Consider the following 20824-nt stretch of genomic DNA (forward strand, 5'->3'; position numbering starts at 1 on the left):
TATGGCTCGTCAGCAAGGTTGGTTTGCACTTCTTCTTGCATTGGTAATTGCTTCATGTTCGGTTTGCTTTAGTCAACCATTTCAGTTAGGTCTGGACCTTCGTGGTGGAAGTCAGCTCACTTTAGAAGTTCAACCGACAAAAGATTTTCCCCAGATCAAAGATGAACAAGTTGAAGCAGTAAAAGCAGTCTTAGATCGCAGAGTTAACAGCCTGGGAGTATCAGAATCAACTCTTCAGACTATTGGGACCAATCAACTAATCTTAGAACTTCCAGGAGAGCAAGAGCCTTCAAGGGCGGCAAGGGTTTTAGGGAAAACAGCACTTCTTGAGTTTAGGGCTCAGAAGGAAGGGACTAAGACAGAGATGAAGCGACTTCAATCTCTTAGGTCTGTTTTAAGGAATATTGCTATCTCTAAGGGCGTAATAAATGACGAGAATGGAGTTTTTCCTGACAATGAAAAGCAACAACTTAAGAATGTGAATAAATCTTTAGGGCTAAAGGAAACTACTGGCAATGATTTTGAGCAGCTTGAAAATCTAACCAAAGTTATTAATACAAGAATAGTTAACCTTTTTGAGCCTTCTGATTTGACAGGTAGGGATCTGGTAAGTGCAGGGCGCCGTCAAGAACAAAACCTCTCTAGTTGGGAGGTAACTTTAACCTTTAATCAAAGCGGTGGAGATAAATTCTCTCAGTTAACCAAGTCAATTGCAGGATCAGAGCGCCTTTTAGGAATAGTTTTAGATGGCGAATCGATTAGTGAGGCAAGCGTTGGAGAACAATTCAAAGTTGCAGGGATTACTGGTGGTGCGGCTACTATTAGTGGAGGGTTTACAGCAGACTCTGCTCGGGAATTAGAAGTTCAATTGAGGGGAGGTTCATTGCCATCGCCTGTAAAAATAATCCAGGTAAGGACAATTGGCCCAACGCTTGGTAGTGAGAATATTCGTAGAAGTTTGATTGCATCATTAAGTGGTTTATCTTTAGTGGCAGTTTTTATGGTTTTGTTTTACCGGGTTCCTGGATTAGTGGCTGTAATCGCGCTTAGTTTTTATGCGCTTTTTAATATTGCTGTTTATACATTAATCCCAGTCACCCTTACTCTCCCTGGTATTGCAGGCTTTATCTTAAGCATTGGAATGGCTGTTGATGCAAACGTACTTATTTTCGAAAGAGTTAAAGATGAGCTTCGAAGAGGTAATACATTGATTCGCTCTATTGATAGTGGATTTTCTCAAGCATTCTCTTCCATTATTGATGGGCATATAACCACCTTGATTAGCTGTACAGCACTTTTTTACCTGGGAACTGGTTTCGTAAAAGGTTTTTCAGCAACACTTGGAATTGGAGTCGTTATTAGTTTATTTACGGCACTTTCTTGTACTCGGATACTTCTAAGATTCCTTATGAGCTATAAATCATTAAGGAGACCAACTAACTTTTTGTCGGCCAGTCAACTTCCTTCCTGATTCCTTAACTTAAAACAAGTGTCTTCTTCTCCAGTTCATAAAACAAAATTGATTTTCCCTGTTACTCGTCATAGATATAAGATTTGGCTAGTTTCTGGCTTGGCAGTAATTATTAGTATCGCAGGCTTGATTTCATGCTGGTTAAACCCATTAATAGGTTATCCGCTTCGCCCTGGACTTGATTTTACAGGGGGTACACAAATAAAACTTGAACGTCAATGTAATGATGAATGCAATCCAATAAGGACTTCAAATGTTACGGAGCTATTACGAGAAATCCCCTTGAATACTTCTGGAAACGAATCATCTCCAAATTTATCAATAGCGAGAGTTCAGTTCCTAGACGGATATAAATCAATCTTAGTAAGATTGCCTTTCTTAACTGCTTCTCAAGCAGAAAAAGTGGCACAAGCATTGGATCCAATCGCAGGCCCTTTTCAGCCTGGAGGACAATCTATAGATACGATTGGCCCTACTTTAGGCGCTCAGTTACTTAAAAGTAGTTTGATATCTTTGTTGGTGGCATTTAGTGGGATAGCAGTTTATATAAGCTATAGATTTGACAAGACCTTTGCCTTGTTAGCGCTTGTAGCTTTATCTCATGATGTATTGATTGTATGTGGTGTATTTGCTTGGCTTGGGATATTTTTAAACTTGGAGGTTAATAGTCTTTTCGCAGTTGCATTGTTAACAATTTCAGGATATTCAGTAAATGATACTGTAGTTGTATTTGATAGGATTCGTGAGATTAATTCCTCAGCTAATTCATTAGGTTTTAACCAAAAGATAGATTTTGCAGTATCTGCGACATTATCAAGAACTTTATATACAAGCTTAACTACTTTATTGCCTTTAGGAGCATTGATATTTTTTGGAGGGGACACCTTGTTTTGGTTCTCAGTTGCTTTGGCATTAGGTGTAACTGTGGGCAGTTGGTCAAGTATTGCTTTAGCACCTTCATTGTTAAGCTTGAGATCTGAAGTATGACTTGACTTGAAAAATAATAATAGAGATAGAATTTTGAAGAAGCTCCGTCTTGAATCATTAATAGAGAATATTTGGATACCATATATTCTAATTTTATTATCACTTTGGGACCTAAGAGTTGAGTTACGTCTTTTGGTTGATCATTTCACTATTACGTCCTTTCTATTTGCAATAAGATCTCATCCTTTGGCTGTAATAGTTTTATTGTTTAGCCCATCATTAATTAAAAGATACACTACTTAAATAATCTGTAAATTCATAGAAGATTTAAAATTTTAATTATATTTACAGAGAGCTTTTCTCTTGTCTAAAATATCAGTAATTAAAACTTCCTTTACTAGGATCTGTATTATTACTGCTAAAGGAAGAGATAATAGCAGTCCAATTGGTCCGAAGATTATGGTAAATATAAACTGAGCTGTTAAGGTGAAACCAGGTAGTAACTTGACTTGATGCTGCATAACTGATGGAGTTATTACATAGCTTTCGAGATTTTGGATGATTATATAGATTCCAAGTACTGCAAGTGATTTCCATGGATTATCAAGTAAAGCTACCGACATTGGGAAGATAGTACTTAATGTCGGACCAATGTTGGGGATAATATTTAATATCCCTGCTAGTAATGCATTGGCTACAACAAGCTTCACTCCAAGTATATAAAGGCTAACCCCTGCAAGTATGGCAACAAAAGATGAACTTATGATTACAGCTAGCATCCAGTTACTTAAGGAATTCCCACACTTTACGAGGATTGTTCTTGCTCTACGACGATAGAAAGATGGTATCAATAAAATAAAGACTTCTTTGTATGCCTCTGGCTGTATAGCTATCATTAGACTTATTGATATAACAAAAATAAACTGAACTATTCCTAGCCCTAAATTACCAGCGAGATTTAGAATTCTTTTTAAACTATCTGTAATTCCATTAGCGAGCGATGCACCATCTGGTAAAGCGGTAAAGTCTTTTGATAAGAAACTATCTTTTAAAATATCTTTTGCATTTTCTCCGTATACAAACTCCGATACTTTACCTATAGAGTCAACGCTTATTTGCCATAATTCCTTTGCTGCTGATGGAAGTTGTATTATTAATTGTTGGAATTCTTCGGTAAATTGAGGTATTACGATTACCATCGACAATGCAAATATTAATAAGCCACTAGTTACTACTAGCAGAAATGAGATCGCACGAGGTAATTGTAATGTTAACTGAACTTTCCCTATCAGAGTACATAAAGCTATAGAAAGTACTATTCCAGCAAAAATAATTATTAGGACACTTCGAAGATTCCACAGAAGTAATGTCGAAGTAATTAATGCTGCAAGTGTTAACCAACCAGAGAGTTTCAAGTTCTTATTTTGAGGAATACCCTAAACCATTCTTTTTTGCATAACGTTCCGCAAATCTCATGAACCTTTCAAAATCCGATTCTGTTTTCCATGTGTAGGTAGCTTCTATAGCGCTAGGTTCTCCATTAAGAAATCGGGCTTTTACTTCTCTCGTTTTAAGAGCTCCCTCATCGTCAATCAATGTCATGCCAGTTATATCTCCAGTCGTTGCCTCGGAAAGTGCATCTGGCTTTTGAAAAACAAAAATTGCTTGACCAGTTTTACCATCCTTACTTCTCGTTAGACGTATCTCTGGAATTGCTGTCTCATCAACACCTTCATAGAATTGAATCGCAGGATTTATTTTGGAGCTACTCATTGATCTCTACGACTTAATTAACATGTTAATGAAAAAGTCTTTTATATGCGAAAAGTTTGTATTAATAGACATGACCATTCTTGATAAGCTTTTCAGCAGCTAATTGATAATTTAGTCCTGAGATGTCGATTGTCTCAACCTTTTCTGACTTGTTTAAGTCATAGATATAGCATTTATCGTAATAATCAAGCATTGCGAGGCAAGCTTCTTCCCAATCTTCTTTCTCTATTGCTTCTAATGCCCATGAAGTTCTTTGGGGGCCTAACCTTTTACTAATTCTGATTGTGGCTAGTTTAAGGTCTTCTTTTTGTTGAATACTGTATTCGCTTACTAAAGTCTCAACACGTTCAGCTTTTGTTCTATTTAGCTCAATTAAACCTGCCTTTTTCATTTGCTTAAAGAGTCCGTTGGGAATTCTGCACCTCCCTAAATTTGCACTCTCTGCTTCTAGCCATATTCCCTTGACAAATTCCTTTGAGAAACTACAAAGCTTCTCTGCTAGCAGATTTTCAAATTGCTCTGAACTAGGTTGTGGCGGAAGACCTAATCCGCCAAAACTACTTCCTCTATGGTTCGCAAGACCTTCAAGATCAATTGTTGATATTCCTCTTTCTTTTAAAGCAAAAAGTATTGATGTCTTCCCTACACCAGTTTTGCCACCAATTAATTTGAGAGGCCACTCTTTCTCAAATTGCTCTAAGACCCATTTCCTATAACTTTTATACCCTCCATTAAGAAGAATTACCTTTAGGCCAATTAAATTTGCTAGCCAGCCAAGACTTTTGGAACGAAGTCCCCCTCTCCAGCAGTAAATCCTTAGAAAAGAACCAATGGATTCATTGCTTTTGTTTTCTAAAGATGCCTTAAAGCTAGAAAGTTTTGGCTTTGTTATTTCTAGGCCTAAAATTATCGCTTGATTACGACCCTTTTTTTTGTAAGCTGTACCTATTAAAGCCCTTTCATCATCAGTAAATAAGGGTAGATTGGCTGCTCCTGGCCAGTGCCCTTGATTAAATTCTTTTGGACTTCGTATATCTATTAATGGACCTTCTTTGTCTCGGAAGATCTTGAGAGAATATGAAGGAGGGGTTCCAATGCCTGACATAGTAGGTCAAAGCAGACTTATAGAGGCCGGTTGCAAAGTTATGCCTTCTGACAAATCTGATTCAACCAATCTAACTATTCATGAACTTCTTGAGAAATTCTCAAGTGGTTCTTTACGGCAAAAACGCCGGTTTGTGAAGTTAGTCGAGGAACGCTCTAGTGATTTTAAAGAACTAGGAGAAGACTTATTAAAGAATTTTGATCCCGAAAGTGATAATTGGTGTGCAGGTTGGCTATTGCAAGTTTGCCAAAGACATCAACCTCAATTGATATCCAAATTAATTGATCCAGACTCTTCAGGTTGGTTTAGGACTCATTCTGGAAGCGGTGTTAATTATGCAGCTTTACAACAAGCTCTTCTGGAAGAACGTTTTGAAGATGCCGATAGAATGACTAGTTCTACCTTGCGTGAACTGGCTGGGCCCTCGGCTGTTGAACGAGGTTACGTTTATTTCAGCGAGGTTACGTCAATTACCGAAGTTGATTTGATTACTTTGGACCGATTGTGGATAGCTTATTCACAGGGTAAATTCGGATTCTCTGTACAAGCCAGGCTTCTGGAAGCGCTTAAGGGTCGCTATGAGATGCTTTGGCCCAAAATAGGCTGGAAAGAAAATGGTGTTTGGACTAGATATCCCAACGCATTTACTTGGTCTATTTCTGCTCCAGAAGGACATATGCCACTTATTAATCAATTAAGAGGTGTTCGTCTTATGGATGCATTGATAAATCATTCTGCATTTAACCCTCGCAGGTCGATCAAGACGTAATTCGCAATTAAAGTTAAATTGTTTAAGGGTACTTTTTTTAAGCTTCTTTTAGTTCTATTGCCTGGGCTCTAAATAATTGCTTCTAGGCTATCTAAAACATTATTATTTTTATTGTGCGCTCATTTAGGTGGGCAGATTTTATTCTCCCTTCTACACTCCAACTTGCTCCGTTTATAAAGCTTCTTTTGGAACCGGTAGGTTGCAAGAGAACTATTGATCGTATTGAGTTGGGACTTCATGAGGCTTTGGTTAATGCCGTTCTTCATGGAAATGAAGGAGATCCAGAAAAGTCCTTGAGAGTTCGTAGGATAATGACTCCTAATTGGCTGATTTGGCAGATTCAAGATCAAGGAAAAGGAATTCCAGCTTCTTCAAGGATCTCAACCTTGCCAATTGAATTAGATGCAGAAAATGGTCGTGGACTTTTTTTAATTCACCAATGCTTTGATGATGTTCGTTGGAGTAGAACAGGCAATAGATTGCAGTTAGCAGCCAAACGTCCCGCTTAAATCAATGAGAAGGACAGCCTGGATCTTTAATTTCTTTGTTTAACCAAAGTAAAGCTTGATGTATGAGTGATTGGATATCTGAGGTTTCTCCTCCATTGATAATTTGAGCAATTGCTGAGATTAGTAACTCTGCAGCTCTCCTTTCAGAATTATTCTTTAATTGATGCCAATTTTTATTGCTTAGTGTTAGCTCAGAATGAAGTTCTTTTACTAATTTATGAGTAGCGGATGACCATTTGGATTTTCCCATCTCAATTTTTCTAATTCAATAAATACTTATAGATTGTATCTATAAGTATTTCAAGCCTTTGTGATTTTCTTTGGTCATAAGCCCATGATCCAAGAACATTTTTTCTTAATCCTGCACTGGCAGGTGTTAGATGGTTCCCCTCAAGTTCAATAGCTTGAGATTGATCATTAATTCTGTTTTGAAGAGATTCAAGTAATAAATCTGTTTGGTCTAAATTATCTTGAGTGAATTTGATTAATAAATTTCTCGGTTGTGAATATTTCTTTGTAATTAACTTCAAAGTCTCTTGAGGACTTGGACTAAATTCCGTTCTTATATTTAGTCTTTTACTTACCTTCTCTACGAGAGGAATTGACTGGTCTGCTGTGAAATTGTTAAAACATAAACCAATAAATGCTTTGCTATTTCTTCCTAAGTCAGGAGCAAGTAGGTGCAATTTGCACCCTAAACTATGCCCAATTCTAAGTGAACTTGGCATTACTCCTACTCTTAAGTCGAGTTTTGTTTTGCATAACCGAAAATTCCGCCAGGCTTCATTAGCCTGAGATTGATGATCTAGCCCTGGAATATACCTCCATGCATGAACTGCGATGTTTCTTCTTGTGAGACCTTCCAAGAGAAGCTTGTAACTAATATGAGGTGTAGTTGCTAGATAGCTTCCACCTATCATCTCAATTAGACCAATAGGCTTGGGAGGCCAGGAGCACCAAGTTCTTTCTATTAGTCTCCAGGTATACATTTAATTCCTACTTCTTCTTGAATCATGAATAATTATTGATTAAAAAGCTTGCAAAATTTGCAATTAACATCAAAATATTTCATGAAAGTTGGACTTCTGTAAATATACTGGTTTTCTTCTTAGGAAGAAGCAGTTTTACACTTGAAAAGTTTTTAGGATGCAAAAGGAATTTGATTTCGTTAGTAATTCAACTAAAGGCAGCATTGGGGAGTTTCCTAAGACATTGCTTATCCTAGATACGGAAACTACTGGTCTTGATTCAGATAAAGATCAGTGTTTAGAAATAGGAGCAATACTTTTTCATGTCAAAACGAGATCTGTTCTTGCCCAAAACTCTTTCTTGTTACCTGTTGACGAAAACTCAGCCGAATCAATTAACCGTATTCCTGCTGAGATAACAAGAATCTTTCAACCTTGGGAAATGGGAATGAAATATTTTGAGGAATTAGTGGATTGTGCAGAAGCTGTTGTGGCACATAATGTTGCTTTTGATAAGCAATGGTTTGGCAGCCCTCCTCTTCCTAAATTAATAAAACCATGGATTTGTTCCATGGAAGACATCTCATGGCCTTCACATCTTCAATTAAGAAGCAGACCATCTGTTAGGGACTTGGCCTTGGCTTATGAGATACCAGTCTGGAGTGCTCACAGAGCTTTGACTGATTGTATTTATTTGGCTGAGGTCTTTAGACGTTGTGATCAATTGGAAACTCTTTTGGTTCATGGATTAGAGCCAAGAATGCTTATGCGGGCTCAGGTCTCTTATGAGCAGAGGCACTTGGCGAAGAATGCGGGCTTTCGTTGGAATGACCCAGTTCATGGAGCTTGGACGCGACGTTTGAGCGCTAGAGAGGCTTCTCAGCTCGACTTTCCTGTGGATTTTGTTGATAGTTAAAGCTACTGGTCAACTTATTGGCTAGATAGATTTCCTTTAGATATCTGAAGCCAGTCGGTTATTTCGTGCAAATAGTGAATTGTCTTGCCAATCTATTTATATGAATGGATTAGATTTGAACAAAAATCCCCTTCGTAGGAGGGGCATAGAGCGTCAAAAACTAAAAAGACGCTTAAGACAATGGCAACAAGCCAGAAGCTGGGCCCGTTTAATTCGTGAGGCAGAGCATCTTTGGAAAGTTGATTCTAGAGAGTTGAAACGCCTTGGTGCATTGGAATTGACACAGTTGCTTCAAGAGGTACCTCAGTCATATAGAAGAAGGGTGAATCTCTGGTTGATTAAGTATTCAGTTGCTACGAGATTCGGAAACTAATTTTAACTGTGAGGAAATTGCTTTTGGGTAGTTTTAATGGATTTTATTTAAACTGCCTCTTACTTAGGAACGAAATACCACTCAATTCGAAAGCGCAAATAAGCTTTATTCTCAAAAAAATATTTTGATTGTTGAAAAGAAAAGTAATCTAGAAATATAATTAAAATCTATTTATTAGTTGCCTTTTCACTTTGATCAAGACCTCTATAATTATAACTTGAATATTGCTATTACAATAAAATGATTAACTTAAGAAGCAAATTAAATTCCACCTAGGCTTTCTCTCTAACTAACAGACTATTTATTTTGTAATAGGTTTTAAGCTTGATTTATTTGTAGAGAGCTTATGGATAATTCATATTTTCATTATTGTTGAAACTCGAATAGAGAGCATTCCAATAACATTAAATGAGTTCTTTATAACCTAGATGGTTACACGTGCTATAGAAATAGCCACAACTCTCGTGTTTTTAATTCTCTATGCTCTTTCACAAAAAACCTTATCGATTTAAGCTTAGCTAGGGAATTTCAAGGACAATATTTCTTGGCTTGGCTCCGTAATGGACAGGTGTATTCTAAGTTTTAAGTGAAAAAATCTCGTTTTGACTGAGTTTCAAACTTTGCGAGGGATGGTAGACCTCTTGCCAATGCAAACTCAGCGTTGGCAAATAGTTGAGAATTTAGCTAGGCATCACTTTCATAGAGCAGGTCTAAAAGAAATTCGGACACCACTTCTGGAAATCACAGAATTATTTGCAAGAGGTATAGGTGAGGCTACTGATGTAGTGGGAAAGGAGATGTATACATTCTTGGACCGAGGTGATCGATCGTGCACGCTCAGACCAGAAGGAACGGCTTCAGTGGTTAGATCTGTTGTTCAGCATGGTCTCTTGAATCAAGGGCCTCAAAGGCTTTGGTATGGAGGGCCAATGTTTCGTTATGAACGCCCACAGGCTGGGAGACAAAGACAGTTTCATCAAATGGGAGTTGAGTTTTTTGGTTTACCGTCAATACATGCCGATGCTGAATTGATTTCTATTGCTTGGGATTTATTGCAGGATTTAGGTTTAAAAGATTTAAAACTAGAATTAAATAGTCTTGGTACATTTGAGGATAGACAAAACTATCATGCTCGATTAAATGAATGGTTAGAATGTAATTTTAAATTGCTTGATAAGGATTCCCAAGATCGAATTCATAAGAATCCTCTGCGAATATTAGATACTAAAAATCAATCAACACAAGAACTTTTAAAAGATGCACCATTACTAACAGATTATTTAAGTGATCTAAGCAAAGAAAGATTTTTGTGTTTACAAGAAGCCCTACATAAACTGAAGATACCATTTGATCTTAATCACAATCTTGTAAGAGGACTTGATTATTATTGCCATACAGCATTTGAAATTACTAGTAGTCAATTGGGTGCCCAAGCAACTGTTTGTGGAGGCGGTCGTTACGATAGATTAGTTAAACAACTTGGCGGTCCAGATACTCCCTCTATTGGATGGGCTATTGGAATGGAGAGATTGATTATCCTGCTAGAAGATTCTATTCATAAAGAACAATTTGTTGATGTTTATTTTATAAATAGAGGGGAATTGCCAGCAATTGAGGCTCTTTCTTTGACAAGGAAGTTAAGAGCATTCAATATTATTGTCGAATTAGATCACTCCCAAGCAAATTTTTCTAAGCAGTTTAAAAGGGCTAACAGGTCTAATGCTAAATGGGCTATTATTATGGGAGAAGATGAAATAGCTAAAGGAGAAATACGTCTGAAAAGACTAACTTCTAGTATTAATGGAGATGGTTTTGATGAAATTTGCTTTAGGAATTCTGAATTTAATGAATTGGTTCACACATTAAAGAACTAATGAACTAAATTGCCAACCTATAAACTATGACTTTTAAACAATGAATTTGATCCTTTTTTTAGTTGGTGCAATTCTACTTACCCTTTATTTTTATAAGAATCTATTGAACAGACAAAAAACAAAAGTACCTTTCAAAGGTCTAAGTATGAGGGATTGGATGTCAATGAATCGGGAGGAACGCAATGAAATCAATCGAAATCATAATCTAAATACAATGAAGAGGAAAAGAGAATTACTAGATAAAATAAGAAAAGAATATATTTCTTACACTAAAGATAAATAAATATAGGTTCAATTATGAATTGGCCGCCAAATCTAGCTTGGACTAGTACATCTCCAATTTATGGAATGCATTCCTTTGTCGCCATTAATTATGGCATTCATAAAAATACTCGTTGGGTAAGCATGGTATCCGTACTTGATGGCGATATCAGATTCAGAATTGACTTTGAGGAGCTTATAAGTTCATCCAACTGGTCACCTGGCTGGATTGAACATGAAGACGACTTTATAGGGATGCTTTCTAACGATTCTCATAAGACTTCTGTTCCTATGGTCCCGAAAAACTTATCTTGTTTGCACCCCTCGGAAGACTCTGGGCTTACCATTCCCTTAGATAACGACAATTCTAGAAGTTGGTGATTTCAACCAATTTGTAGACATGAATTTTAATTCACGTATTTTTACCTAATTTTATTTTATGGGCTTACCTTCCTAAAAAATTCACGTTAAGAATGGATAACTTCTATTTATTGATGAAGGAAACTCAGTGGCTAGATGAAAAAGTAGCAAGTAAAGAGCTTGGTGTTAGTCCAGCGACTTTGAAATTATGGAGAGAGGTTGGATACCTAAAGCCTGGAACTCATTGGAGAAGCGCTCCCCACGACGACTCGCTTCCTTGGACTCCGAATGTGATTTACCATTTAAGTTGGTGCAAGGAAGTTATTGAATATTGGAAAGATAAAGATGCTCCTATAACTACTATTGCTGCCTAATACTCTATGGAGATATTTTTTGACATTTTTAAGATTAGGTTATTAGCGTTTCGTTTTTGCAGTCATTAATTGATGATTGCAAAATAGGGTATAAATCCTTCATTCGAAGATAGGCATCAGAATTCCTGTAGAAATCAGCTTGTTCTCTGTAATAGTCTTCTGTCGCCATCTTTAGACTGTTTCTTTCTAACGAATTCCCTATCAGTTCCATAGCTAGAATTAATTTCCCATACCCTCTATTAGTTGCAATACATAGCAACTACAAGCTTCTTTATATTTATTCAAGAATTAAGAAGCATTTGTCTTAATACCTTGACCTGATTAATGATTTTTATATTGATCTATAAATCTAAGAAAGTATGATCAAGCAGATAACTTCGAGTGAATTTTCTCTGCTTTACGAATAAGTTTCTTGGCTGCCTTCCTATCTATGCATTTTTGGGCTTTGACTGAAAGTTTAAGAAGTTTTTGATGTTGCTTGGACATCTGCATGCTGATCTAAGCCTATTAATCACTTTATGAAATTTCATTTTAACAGAAGTTAAGTAAATGACAAAAAAATAGCTCTCTTCAAGGTGCTTGCCCTCATAAGAAATACTGCTATAACTGCTTTTTCGCTGGAAGACAAAAATTTTAAAATATGAATTCTAAATTTTTTTCTTATATTCATCCGTCTAGCCGATGAAATTATCTGGTAAATCAGGAAGGAACTTTTTGAAATAAGTGATGAAAAACCACAGAATAATAATATTCCCAAGCATTGCCATTGCAAACCTTACTCTCATGTCCTTAACAAGAGGAAGGATGAACTCCCATAGTTTCAAAAACATTTCTTTTATTTTTGGGAAATAGTAATCCTATGGTACTTAATTATCTTCTTGAAAAACGAAATTGGATTCTCCATAAAGTTCTGCAGTAGCAATTATTAAATAGCTCTTACCCTCTCTTGAACTTATTGCAAATCATCAATGTTCTATCTGAGGAATTCACCCTTTCAAGATTGGCATGGTTAGCCAAGTCATTAGCTTATTTTGTGGACTGATAGCTTTACACAATGTAAAAGGTCTTGGTTTTATTCGTATTTGGCTCGCCTTTTTAGTTAACCTCTGGCAGCTTAGCCACCTTGCACAATTTAATGCAGACATATGGAAATCCAGACGTCACCTACGGGTGGTGGGCTGGTAATTCTGGGGTTACTAATCGCTCAGGCAAATTCATCGCTGCTCATGCCTCACATACTGGCTTGATAGCTTTCTGGGCTGGTGCCTTCACTTTATTTGAATTAGCGCGTTTCGACCCATCAGTACCTATGGGTCACCAACCTTTGATCGCTCTTCCTCATTTAGCGACATTAGGAATTGGTTTTGATGAGACAGGTACTTTTGTAGGTGGAAGCACTGTTATTGCAGTTGCTGTTGTTCACCTTGTAGCTTCTATGGTTTATGGGGCTGGCGGACTTCTTCATTCACTTCTCTTTGCAGGTGATATGCAGGACTCTCAAGTAGCTCAGGCCAGAAAATTCAAATTGGAATGGGATAACCCAGATAATCAAACTTTTATCTTGGGTCATCATCTTATTTTCTTGGGTATAGCTAATATCCAGTTTGTTGAGTGGGCCAGAGTTCACGGTATCTGGGATTCAGCAGCAGGTGCTGTCCGTCAGGTTGAATACAATCTCAACTTGTCCGCAATTTGGAATCACCAGTTCGACTTCCTTTCTATAAGTAATCTTGAGGACGTCATGGGAGGGCACGCTTTCTTGGCATTCCTAATGATTTCTGGCGGTGCTTTCCATATTGCTACTAAGCAAGTTGGAGAATACAGCAAGTTCAAAGGTTCAGGATTACTTTCTGCAGAAGCAGTACTTTCTTGGTCACTAGCTGGTATTGGTTGGATGGCTATTGTTGCAGCCTTCTGGTGTGCAACAAACACCACCGTTTACCCAGTTGAGTATTTTGGTGAGGTTCTAGAGCTTAAGTTTGGAGTTTCGCCTTATTGGGTGGATACTGTAGCTCTCGCTGAAGGTGCCCATACATCTAGAGCTTGGTTGACGAATGTCCATTACTATCTTGGATTCTTCTATATTCAAGGACATTTATGGCATGCGTTGCGTGCAATGGGCTTTGATTTCAAACGAGTAGCATCTGCTGTAAGTAATATTGGTTCTGCAGATATTACCTTGAATGATTGATTTCACTATAAGCTCAAACTTTTGAACTTATAGATGTAAAAAAGCCTCACTTTTAGGTGAGGCTTTTTTAATGGTTTATCTTTCCCATTCTTATTTAGACTTTGACTGGTTACTTCTTTACTTTTAAGGATATTGTTTCTTGTAAATGAACTCAGTATTGAATGATTTAAATATTGAACTTTACTTCACAAGCATTCCTTATTTGTGGCTTGCTTTGTCTGTATTTGTCATCTTTGCGATCTTGTTGTTCATAAGTAGGCAATTTGAATCTGCACTCAGATTTGAAAGATTAGGCATACCAATAGCTTTACTTATTGGAATTATCACTTTATTAATTGGACCTTTTGGAATTATTCCACTATTACCCCAAGCTGTAACTGATATATGGGACGACTTTCCAACACCCTTGCTTACTTTGGTCTTTGCAACATTAATGCTTGGTCGACCCATTCCAGCTAGGCAAGGTTTGTTTGAACCTGTTGCAAAACAAGCTTTGCTTGGTTTTTTGCTTGGTTTTGGTCAGTATTTGGTAGGAGGTGTTGTCGTTTTATTGGTGTTAATTCCCTATATGGGAGTAGATCCTTTAATGGGATGTCTTATAGAAGTTGGTTTTGAAGGTGGGCACGGAGCTGCAGCAGTAATGGGAGAAAGTTTTAGACATATTGGCTTTTCTAAAGGATTAGACCTTGGATTAGCAATGGCAACTATTGGATTGCTTTCGTCAACTATATTTGGCAGTGCCTTGATAATTATTGGGCGTTTCTTGGGGTGGATTATTCCTTCAGAGCATAGTCATGATCCTAAAAATGACTCTGAAAAAATCCTTTCTATAGATCAACAATTTAGATTGATATTAATTAATTTTGCCTTTATAGGCTTAGCAGTTTTGATAGGTCTAACTCTATTGAACTTGTTCAGACTAATTGGTGAATATTTAGGAGGTACAATTCAATCAGTTTCTTCAACTTTTCCTGTTTTTCCTTTGGCTTTATTTGGATCACTTTTAATACGATTTTTACTAGAAAAGACCAACAATACAGAACTAGTTTCTTCAATACTGCAGAGAGAAATTGGGATTTTATCAACAGATCTTCTTATAATTACTGCGATGGCTGGTCTCAATTTACCTTTAATATCAAATAATTGGATGTCACTTACATTACTTTCAATAGCTGGGTTAACATGGAATTTATTCGCAATGTTTCTATTCGCAAGAATATCATTTGGCGAAAGATGGTTTGAGAGATCAATAATTGAATTTGGAAATGCAACTGGTGTTGCTGCAAGTGGCATATTACTTCTTCGTTTGGCAGATCCAGAAGATAAAACCAATACTTTACCTATCTTTTCTATAAAACAGTTATTTTTGCAGCCACTTCTATCTGGAGGCTTAATAACAGTAATAGCACCAATAGCAATTATGTCTATCGGTTTAGCGCAATGGACTGAACTATGTGGCTTAATGACAGTTTTATTTATTCTTTTTGGGTTCTTATTACAAAATAGAGATTTTTAAGAGCAAATTGAAACTTGATAAGGAACCTATTGATTTAATCTAATGTAGTGTAATAACTTTACTGTATAGCTGGATTAAAATGCAATTGGGAAACTATCAAGAAGTGCCTCATCAAGAGTCTAGGGAAAAATGGTTCAGAAGCCATCTTCTTGATCGCGAGGTAGAATTAAAGGAGCTTTACGAGATGCCTCAACAAGATTTGGATTTGTTAATGGCAGAAACAGCAGAATTAAGAAGTGATATTGGTAATAGGGAGAGAAACTTAGGCAAATTTTGTACAGCAGGTTATTTCTTGGAGCTGGCTAGAATTATAGATAAAAGAAGAGTGGAGAGTTAAGATCAACTTTCAATATTAGGGAAATATAATGGCTCTTGATTTGCCTCCCATTTCTTACTCTTTTCCATTAAAATTTCATAGAATTTATCTTTTAGATAATAATTTAGCCAAGAGCTTAAATACGTTAAATTAGGATCTTGATCAAAGCTATGAGGATCTATATTTCTATATTGCCTAACAAAAGGCCATACGCACCAATCAGCAATACTTTCATTGTTATTTAATAACCATCCTTTACGACTTGACTTTGAAGAATGTTTTATTTTTTCGTTCCAACCATATAAAATCTCCAAAGCTTTGTTCTTGTGAATATTTTGATTGGAGTAGGGATACCTGTTTGGGTATTTATAACGGTCAAGATGATATTTGAAAGAGTTGTCATTCTCATAGACAATGAGCTTTATTCCTTCCATATTTGCGATTAATGTTTCTCGAAGAAGTTTATCTGAGCAATTCATGGAAATCGCCCATAATATTATTCCAAAGCTTTCATCAATAACTTTAGAATCCCTTGTAATTAATACTGGAACAGTCCCTTTTTTAGAAGTGCTAATTAACTCAACTGGCTTGTCTTTAAGTGAAACCTCTCTTAACTCTACTTTTAGATTGCATCTCATAATTGCCCATCGCGCTCTCATTGCGTAAGGACATCTCCTGAATGAATATAATATACCCAGGTCCATTCTGTTATTATAATATATGGCTATCAATAGGTTTTGTTAGTTCCTATTGCCTTGGCAAATTCTGGATGTATAATTTATAATAAAAATATTAGCAGCTTAGAATCTCTATCATGTTTATACAAAACACTGAACATTTCAGACTAAATTCTCTTCTTTAATGAAAGGCTTTGTTTACTTAATAAAGAAGGGAGATCTATATGGCATAGGTCGTGTAAAAGATATTGACACACTTAAAAGAGACCTTAAACCAGACCAGATTATTAAGAGTCTTGCTTTAGAGCATCCAGAATCTTTAGAAGTTCGATTATATAGAAGGTATAAAAAAACAAGGTTGCCTGGATCTGGTTATTTTAAGTTATCAGCCAGGCAGCTTCGAGACTGCAAAAAACAATTGAGTAATAAAGGCAATATTCCAAGGTCTTTGGCTGCAGAGTTTTCAATTAGCTTTACTGGAGCAACAGCTATTTTCTTTCTATGCTTCTTTTTATTGAATTACCTTAATGTTGAGTTCCTAAGCAGAACTGCGTTTGCTTTAGTTATTTCGTCAATACCTTTTTGGCTATTGTTATTCTCAGGTAATTTTGGTGGATATGAAACTAATGATTTGCCTTTATTCTCTTCCTGGGCAAATAGAACAAAAGCTCTGATTGCAGCCGCTTTGATAACATTGCTTTCATATCTTATCTTTGATTGGTCTCTTCGCTTATCTCTTTAGTCTCACACACAGAGTGATTTTGTGTTCTTCCAACAAAATCATAAGAAGAATTTCTTCCCTACTTGAAAAGTCTATAGATATAGATATAAAAAGAAGGATTACTTACAAAATTTATGGATATTCCAACATATCTCCGCTTTATTGATCCAATACAAGATCAACTTTCTGGAGTATATTCAACTACTACATTATTAATATCCCTTTTCCTAGTACTCTGGTTCCTAAACTTTATTTTTAGCCTTATCTTTAGGATATTTACTATTGGTAAAACTGTAGGTGGATTTTACAGAAATTATATTCACAGGTATATTAGATTAATTCTATTTAGTCTGATCAATCTATTGCCTAAAAGAAGATCAATACAGTAAGTCCTTTTAAACCATCCTTTCTAGATTGCAGTTAACTGAAATTTCAAAAGGTACACAAGAATTAGGCATAGAAAGTATTGTTGATATTATTTCTGCAAGATCTTCGGGTTGAGTCATATCACTTTTATTAATCGTTTTAACTTCTTTCGCCATGTCGGTGTTTACCCACCCTGGGCAGATAGCTGTCACTCTAATTCCTTTCTCCCAGCCTTCATTTTTTATGGTTTGGCTAAGACCCATTAGTGCAAACTTTGTGGTTGTATAGGCAGCTAATGATCCTTTTGACCTTTTCCCGCTCATAGAAACTAGGTTTATAACTCTAGAATCGTTTTGCTCTAACAGATGTTCCCAAGCTGCTCTGGTTAGATACCACGGCCCCATTACATTTGTTTTCCAGAGTTCTTCAATTTCGCTAACCTCATTATCCTGAAACATTAATTTTGTTTTAGAGAATTTACCAGCACAATTAATCAAAGTATCTATTTTACCAAAATAGTTTTTTGTACACCTTACCCAATTCTCAGCACTTTGCTTGCTCTTTGATTCATACTTGCATATTAAAATCTTTTTATTTCTACTAAAGTTTGGATCTAGATTTGTTCCTATTAACTGATCTGAATCTCTTACTCCTAAACTTACTTGGTCCCCATCTTTAACAGCTCTTTCTGCTATTTTTCTACCAATCCCTCTATTGGCACCACTAATAAGTATTGTTCTCAATTATTTAAACTTCAGGGCTTAGGAACTTCAGTAATAACTTCATTTCTCTTCCTTTCATTTCAAACAATCCCCATTTTACATTTAAAGGAGCTTTGGTAAACATTTTCCACATTGCGTTTATAAGTTCACCTAGAGTAAGAGAGTTTGTCAGAAAACCATACCACTGGCTTTCTGAGAGACTAAAAAAGCCAGTAAAGAAGTCTCTTAATTGAGACTCTTTAAACCGCATTAACTTTTCAAGTCCAAATTGATATAAGGCTTGCTTCCTTCTTAAATCTTTTGGCCATAATGCTTCCCATCCTTTTTGTGCTATCACTGCAGGGCTTTCTTGCTCGTTTTCCATTGCTTTTGCAATTGCCTTTGCTACAGAAGGTGCTCGTCTTAGCAAAGTTCCAACTAAATATCCAGAAGCTGGGTGAACCATGCCAGCCGCGCCACCAAAACCAAGGATTGGTTGATCTAAGTAAGGAATGGGAATATTCATTGGAAGAAACAAACCGTGCTCTTCATGCTCAATTTCAGTAATCTGTATCCCTTTATGTTGCAGACGTTTTTCCAGCCTTGTTTTGAGAGTATCTAGTGAGACTGGTGGAGCTAGGCCTAGCGAGGTTTCTTCTAAAAAAAAAGTTCCATTCCCCATATCCATGGCATATAGAAATGTAGGAGGCTCATCTTTTTCGGCCTCAGTCAGATGATTATTTCTGTAATCCATTAAAACGAATTGCTCTTTTTCTATTGGTGGAGATGTAAATTTGCCTACTATCCCGAAACAGGTTTGAACAGCAACCTCTCCATTATTAGGAACTTTTAGGAAGACAGGTTTGTATCCAGTGGCATCTATTATGAGTCGAGCGGTCACTTCTTCCCCCTCAGATGTCGTAACAGTACTAATAGATTGATTTACTTTGAGATTAGTAGCTGTTCCAAGGTGCCATTCAACAAGAGCTTCATCACATTGCTTTAACCAATAGGCTTGTAATTTGTTTTTGTCAAACAACCCATAATCGTGATTGTGCCTAGTTTCCTTGTTCTTAGGAGAATTCTCTTCTTTTGAACCGCTACCAAAGAAACTGACAGTATTAGTCCAACGATGTTTTAGAAGGTCTCCTATTCCCAGGTCATCTACTTCCTCTCCCCATATCCCATATGTATATGGCCATGTGTGCCTGCGGTCTAGAGGAGAAAGGACATGAACAGAGAGTCTCTCATTGGCAAGCGCAGATGCAATTGCCAATGCAGCTGGTCCAGAACCCAGAACTAATGCATCTATATTTGCATTAGTGGCCATAGGAATACCTGGTTATTGTTGTCATGCCATCGCAAAGACTTCTCAAATCCAATATATTGATTCCTTTCACTCTAAGGCCTCCAACTTCATTAAAAGAGAATAGCCTGACTAGCTATTTCCATTGCACATCAAATAACTTTTAGTTACCAGATGTATTTATGGGATTTGGATTGAAAAAAATAAGAATTGAGCTTCGGTTAACTTCGTTTCAACACTTTATAAGAACCAGATAATAAGGAATAACTTATTTGTTAAAACAGATGTATATTTAATAAAAGCATTACATGCTTATAATTAATAAGTTTGATATAAATACACATGAATAAAACAATTCTTATAACAGGAGGGACTTCTGGAATTGGTTTTCAGGCTGCAAAGTTGTTGCTAAAAGCTGGTTGCAGACTTATCATTATTTGCCGTAATCAAGAGAGGTCTAAGGAGTTACTCTTAAGATTTAAAAATGATAACTCTATAGGAAAAGAATCAATTTTGAAAAATCTTGATTTGAGAATAGCTGATTTGGCTGATCTTAATAGTCTTGAAAAATTGACTAATAAGTTGATCAGAGAAGATATTTTGATAGATATAATTATACTGAATGCAGGGTTGCAATATACTGGCTCTAAGGATATTAGGCTGTCTAAGCAGAGTATCGAACTTACTTTCGCAGTTAACCATTTAAGTCACCAATATTTAATTCAGAGGCTAATGAAATTAGTCATTAAGTCAGAATTTCCCAGAATAATTGTTACGGCTTCGGAAGTTCATAATCCTTTGTTGGCTGGAGGAAAAGTAGGTAGACCTGCTGGGCTTGGGAATTTACTTGGCCTTAGCTCTTTAAAAAAAGTTTGTATGATTGATGGAACTTCAATCTTTAATGCTGATAAGGCTTACAAAGATAGTAAGCTATGTAATGTTATTTTCTCGAGAGAATTATATAGAAGATTGAAACTGAGAGGTTTAAATATACCTATTATTTGTTGGGCTCCAGGACTTGTTATTCCAAGGAGTAAAGGTGGCTTTTTTCGCTATAGTAGGAAATACAATGAACTTGGTCAGATAGTCTTTTCTTTTATAGCAAGAGATTTGTTGCGGATAACTGAATCGGTTGAAAAAGCAGGTCAGATTCTTTTTAATCTTGCAATAAACTCTGAATATGCTAACCCAGGCTTTTCTTACTACAGTAATAGGCTAAAACTTTTTGCAAGCTCCTCATTGGAAGAAAGTGAGATTAGTGAAGAGGCTAAAGATGATAAAAAAGCATTTGAATTATGGAACTTAAGCAATCAACTATTAATCAAATATTGCACTCTTGAGACTATGTAG

22 protein-coding genes are annotated in these 20824 nt (G+C 36.4%); 14 read left to right on the forward strand and 8 right to left on the reverse strand.

The annotated features are described in order from the left end of the window. Nucleotide 1 precedes the first annotated feature (1 nt). Nucleotides 2-1471: a protein translocase subunit SecD gene (gene secD, locus P9211_RS03475; protein WP_012195269.1), complete on the forward strand. Its 1470-nt coding sequence runs from the start codon at nucleotides 2-4 to the stop codon at nucleotides 1469-1471. An 18-nt stretch (nucleotides 1472-1489) separates the two neighbouring features. After that, nucleotides 1490-2458, forward strand: a complete 969-nt coding sequence (gene secF / locus P9211_RS03480; protein ID WP_012195270.1) for a protein translocase subunit SecF — start codon at nucleotides 1490-1492, stop codon at nucleotides 2456-2458. Between the two features lie 275 nt (nucleotides 2459-2733). On the opposite strand, the gene P9211_RS03490 is transcribed toward secF, so the two are convergent. The 3 genes from P9211_RS03490 to mnmH form a co-directional block, all read right to left on the reverse strand. Further along, nucleotides 2734-3813: an AI-2E family transporter gene (locus P9211_RS03490; RefSeq protein ID WP_012195272.1), complete on the reverse strand. Its 1080-nt coding sequence runs from the start codon at nucleotides 3811-3813 to the stop codon at nucleotides 2734-2736. Between the two features lie 4 nt (nucleotides 3814-3817). Beyond that, a complete protein-coding gene (psb28, locus tag P9211_RS03495) occupies nucleotides 3818-4171 on the reverse strand; it encodes a photosystem II reaction center protein Psb28 (RefSeq protein WP_012195273.1) in 354 nt (117 codons plus the stop codon). A 61-nt stretch (nucleotides 4172-4232) separates the two neighbouring features. After that, on the reverse strand, nucleotides 4233-5276 hold the full coding sequence (gene mnmH, locus P9211_RS03500) for a tRNA 2-selenouridine(34) synthase MnmH (protein WP_012195274.1): 1044 nt from the start codon (nucleotides 5274-5276) through the stop codon (nucleotides 4233-4235). On the opposite strand from mnmH, the gene P9211_RS03505 reads away from it, so the two are divergent. Both P9211_RS03505 and P9211_RS03510 read left to right on the forward strand, forming a co-directional pair. Beyond that, nucleotides 5266-6045, forward strand: coding sequence for a GUN4 domain-containing protein (locus P9211_RS03505; RefSeq protein ID WP_012195275.1), 780 nt, complete (start codon nucleotides 5266-5268; stop codon nucleotides 6043-6045). The two genes, mnmH and P9211_RS03505, sit on opposite strands and share 11 nt — an antisense overlap. A gap of 113 nt (nucleotides 6046-6158) precedes the next feature. Continuing rightward, nucleotides 6159-6554: an ATP-binding protein gene (locus P9211_RS03510; protein ID WP_012195276.1), complete on the forward strand. Its 396-nt coding sequence runs from the start codon at nucleotides 6159-6161 to the stop codon at nucleotides 6552-6554. Between the two features lies 1 nt (nucleotide 6555). Here P9211_RS03510 and P9211_RS03515 read toward each other — a convergent pair whose 3' ends face one another. Then, a complete protein-coding gene (locus P9211_RS03515; protein ID WP_012195277.1) occupies nucleotides 6556-6804 on the reverse strand; it encodes a DUF6439 family protein in 249 nt (82 codons plus the stop codon). Nucleotides 6805-6814: 10 nt separating this feature from the next. Continuing rightward, nucleotides 6815-7543 (reverse strand): DUF1350 family protein, encoded by a 729-nt coding sequence (locus P9211_RS03520; RefSeq protein WP_012195278.1) that lies wholly within the window; start codon nucleotides 7541-7543, stop codon nucleotides 6815-6817. Between the two features lie 157 nt (nucleotides 7544-7700). Between P9211_RS03520 and P9211_RS03525 the strand changes: the two genes are divergently transcribed. The 8 genes from P9211_RS03525 to P9211_RS03565 all read left to right on the forward strand — a co-directional run bounded on the left by P9211_RS03525 (nucleotide 7701) and on the right by P9211_RS03565 (nucleotide 15724). Next, nucleotides 7701-8438 (forward strand): 3'-5' exonuclease, encoded by a 738-nt coding sequence (locus P9211_RS03525; protein ID WP_012195279.1) that lies wholly within the window; start codon nucleotides 7701-7703, stop codon nucleotides 8436-8438. A gap of 100 nt (nucleotides 8439-8538) precedes the next feature. Next, entirely contained in the window at nucleotides 8539-8811 is a 273-nt protein-coding gene (locus tag P9211_RS03530) for a hypothetical protein (protein ID WP_012195280.1), read from the forward strand. A 602-nt stretch (nucleotides 8812-9413) separates the two neighbouring features. Beyond that, nucleotides 9414-10685 carry a histidine--tRNA ligase gene (gene hisS / locus P9211_RS03535; protein WP_012195281.1) on the forward strand — a complete coding sequence of 424 codons (1272 nt, stop codon included), beginning with the start codon at nucleotides 9414-9416 and terminating at the stop codon, nucleotides 10683-10685. 297 nt (nucleotides 10686-10982) lie between these two features. Next, nucleotides 10983-11327, forward strand: coding sequence for a TIGR02450 family Trp-rich protein (locus P9211_RS03545; protein ID WP_012195283.1), 345 nt, complete (start codon nucleotides 10983-10985; stop codon nucleotides 11325-11327). Between the two features lie 92 nt (nucleotides 11328-11419). Next, complete coding sequence (locus tag P9211_RS03550) at nucleotides 11420-11680, forward strand: hypothetical protein (RefSeq protein WP_012195284.1); 261 nt, start codon at nucleotides 11420-11422, stop codon at nucleotides 11678-11680. Nucleotides 11681-12815: 1135 nt separating this feature from the next. After that, on the forward strand, nucleotides 12816-13871 hold the full coding sequence (locus P9211_RS03555) for a chlorophyll a/b binding light-harvesting protein (protein ID WP_012195288.1): 1056 nt from the start codon (nucleotides 12816-12818) through the stop codon (nucleotides 13869-13871). 145 nt (nucleotides 13872-14016) lie between these two features. Further along, nucleotides 14017-15387 carry a sodium:solute symporter gene (locus P9211_RS03560; RefSeq protein ID WP_012195289.1) on the forward strand — a complete coding sequence of 457 codons (1371 nt, stop codon included), beginning with the start codon at nucleotides 14017-14019 and terminating at the stop codon, nucleotides 15385-15387. Between the two features lie 79 nt (nucleotides 15388-15466). Then, the gene (locus tag P9211_RS03565) at nucleotides 15467-15724 is read left to right on the forward strand and encodes a hypothetical protein (protein WP_041391082.1); all 258 of its coding nucleotides are present in this window, start codon (nucleotides 15467-15469) and stop codon (nucleotides 15722-15724) included. Nucleotides 15725-15726: 2 nt separating this feature from the next. On the opposite strand, the gene P9211_RS03570 is transcribed toward P9211_RS03565, so the two are convergent. Then, entirely contained in the window at nucleotides 15727-16407 is a 681-nt protein-coding gene (locus P9211_RS03570) for a glutathione S-transferase (protein WP_012195291.1), read from the reverse strand. A gap of 157 nt (nucleotides 16408-16564) precedes the next feature. Between P9211_RS03570 and P9211_RS03575 the strand changes: the two genes are divergently transcribed. After that, a complete protein-coding gene (locus tag P9211_RS03575) occupies nucleotides 16565-17122 on the forward strand; it encodes a GIY-YIG nuclease family protein (protein ID WP_012195292.1) in 558 nt (185 codons plus the stop codon). A gap of 374 nt (nucleotides 17123-17496) precedes the next feature. On the opposite strand, the gene P9211_RS03580 is transcribed toward P9211_RS03575, so the two are convergent. Both P9211_RS03580 and crtL read right to left on the reverse strand, forming a co-directional pair. After that, nucleotides 17497-18210, reverse strand: a complete 714-nt coding sequence (locus P9211_RS03580) for an SDR family NAD(P)-dependent oxidoreductase (RefSeq protein ID WP_012195293.1) — start codon at nucleotides 18208-18210, stop codon at nucleotides 17497-17499. Between the two features lie 4 nt (nucleotides 18211-18214). Next, entirely contained in the window at nucleotides 18215-19498 is a 1284-nt protein-coding gene (gene crtL / locus P9211_RS03585; protein ID WP_012195294.1) for a lycopene beta cyclase, read from the reverse strand. Between the two features lie 318 nt (nucleotides 19499-19816). Here crtL and P9211_RS03590 point away from each other — a divergent pair, with 318 nt between their 5' ends. After that, nucleotides 19817-20824 carry an SDR family NAD(P)-dependent oxidoreductase gene (locus P9211_RS03590; RefSeq protein ID WP_012195295.1) on the forward strand — a complete coding sequence of 336 codons (1008 nt, stop codon included), beginning with the start codon at nucleotides 19817-19819 and terminating at the stop codon, nucleotides 20822-20824.

Origin of the sequence: Prochlorococcus marinus str. MIT 9211 (assembly GCF_000018585.1) — a bacterium.
In the GTDB taxonomy this organism is placed as follows: Bacteria; Cyanobacteriota; Cyanobacteriia; order PCC-6307; family Cyanobiaceae; genus Prochlorococcus_D; species Prochlorococcus_D marinus_B.

Excerpts from the sequence above, each read along its gene's own strand:
- secD (WP_012195269.1), top strand. The coding sequence starts at position 2 with ATGGCTCGTCAGCAAGGTTGGTTTGCACTTCTTCTTGCATTGGTAATT.
- psb28 (WP_012195273.1), bottom strand. The coding sequence starts at position 4,171 with ATGAGTAGCTCCAAAATAAATCCTGCGATTCAATTCTATGAAGGTGTT.
- P9211_RS03505 (WP_012195275.1), top strand. The coding sequence starts at position 5,266 with ATGCCTGACATAGTAGGTCAAAGCAGACTTATAGAGGCCGGTTGCAAA.
- mnmH (WP_012195274.1), bottom strand. The coding sequence starts at position 5,276 with ATGTCAGGCATTGGAACCCCTCCTTCATATTCTCTCAAGATCTTCCGA.
- P9211_RS03515 (WP_012195277.1), bottom strand. The coding sequence starts at position 6,804 with ATGGGAAAATCCAAATGGTCATCCGCTACTCATAAATTAGTAAAAGAA.
- P9211_RS03520 (WP_012195278.1), bottom strand. The coding sequence starts at position 7,543 with ATGTATACCTGGAGACTAATAGAAAGAACTTGGTGCTCCTGGCCTCCC.
- P9211_RS03525 (WP_012195279.1), top strand. The coding sequence starts at position 7,701 with ATGCAAAAGGAATTTGATTTCGTTAGTAATTCAACTAAAGGCAGCATT.
- P9211_RS03530 (WP_012195280.1), top strand. The coding sequence starts at position 8,539 with ATGAATGGATTAGATTTGAACAAAAATCCCCTTCGTAGGAGGGGCATA.
- P9211_RS03545 (WP_012195283.1), top strand. The coding sequence starts at position 10,983 with ATGAATTGGCCGCCAAATCTAGCTTGGACTAGTACATCTCCAATTTAT.
- P9211_RS03550 (WP_012195284.1), top strand. The coding sequence starts at position 11,420 with ATGGATAACTTCTATTTATTGATGAAGGAAACTCAGTGGCTAGATGAA.
- P9211_RS03555 (WP_012195288.1), top strand. The coding sequence starts at position 12,816 with ATGCAGACATATGGAAATCCAGACGTCACCTACGGGTGGTGGGCTGGT.
- P9211_RS03560 (WP_012195289.1), top strand. The coding sequence starts at position 14,017 with ATGAACTCAGTATTGAATGATTTAAATATTGAACTTTACTTCACAAGC.
- P9211_RS03565 (WP_041391082.1), top strand. The coding sequence starts at position 15,467 with ATGCAATTGGGAAACTATCAAGAAGTGCCTCATCAAGAGTCTAGGGAA.
- P9211_RS03570 (WP_012195291.1), bottom strand. The coding sequence starts at position 16,407 with ATGGACCTGGGTATATTATATTCATTCAGGAGATGTCCTTACGCAATG.
- P9211_RS03575 (WP_012195292.1), top strand. The coding sequence starts at position 16,565 with ATGAAAGGCTTTGTTTACTTAATAAAGAAGGGAGATCTATATGGCATA.
- crtL (WP_012195294.1), bottom strand. The coding sequence starts at position 19,498 with ATGGCCACTAATGCAAATATAGATGCATTAGTTCTGGGTTCTGGACCA.
- P9211_RS03590 (WP_012195295.1), top strand. The coding sequence starts at position 19,817 with ATGAATAAAACAATTCTTATAACAGGAGGGACTTCTGGAATTGGTTTT.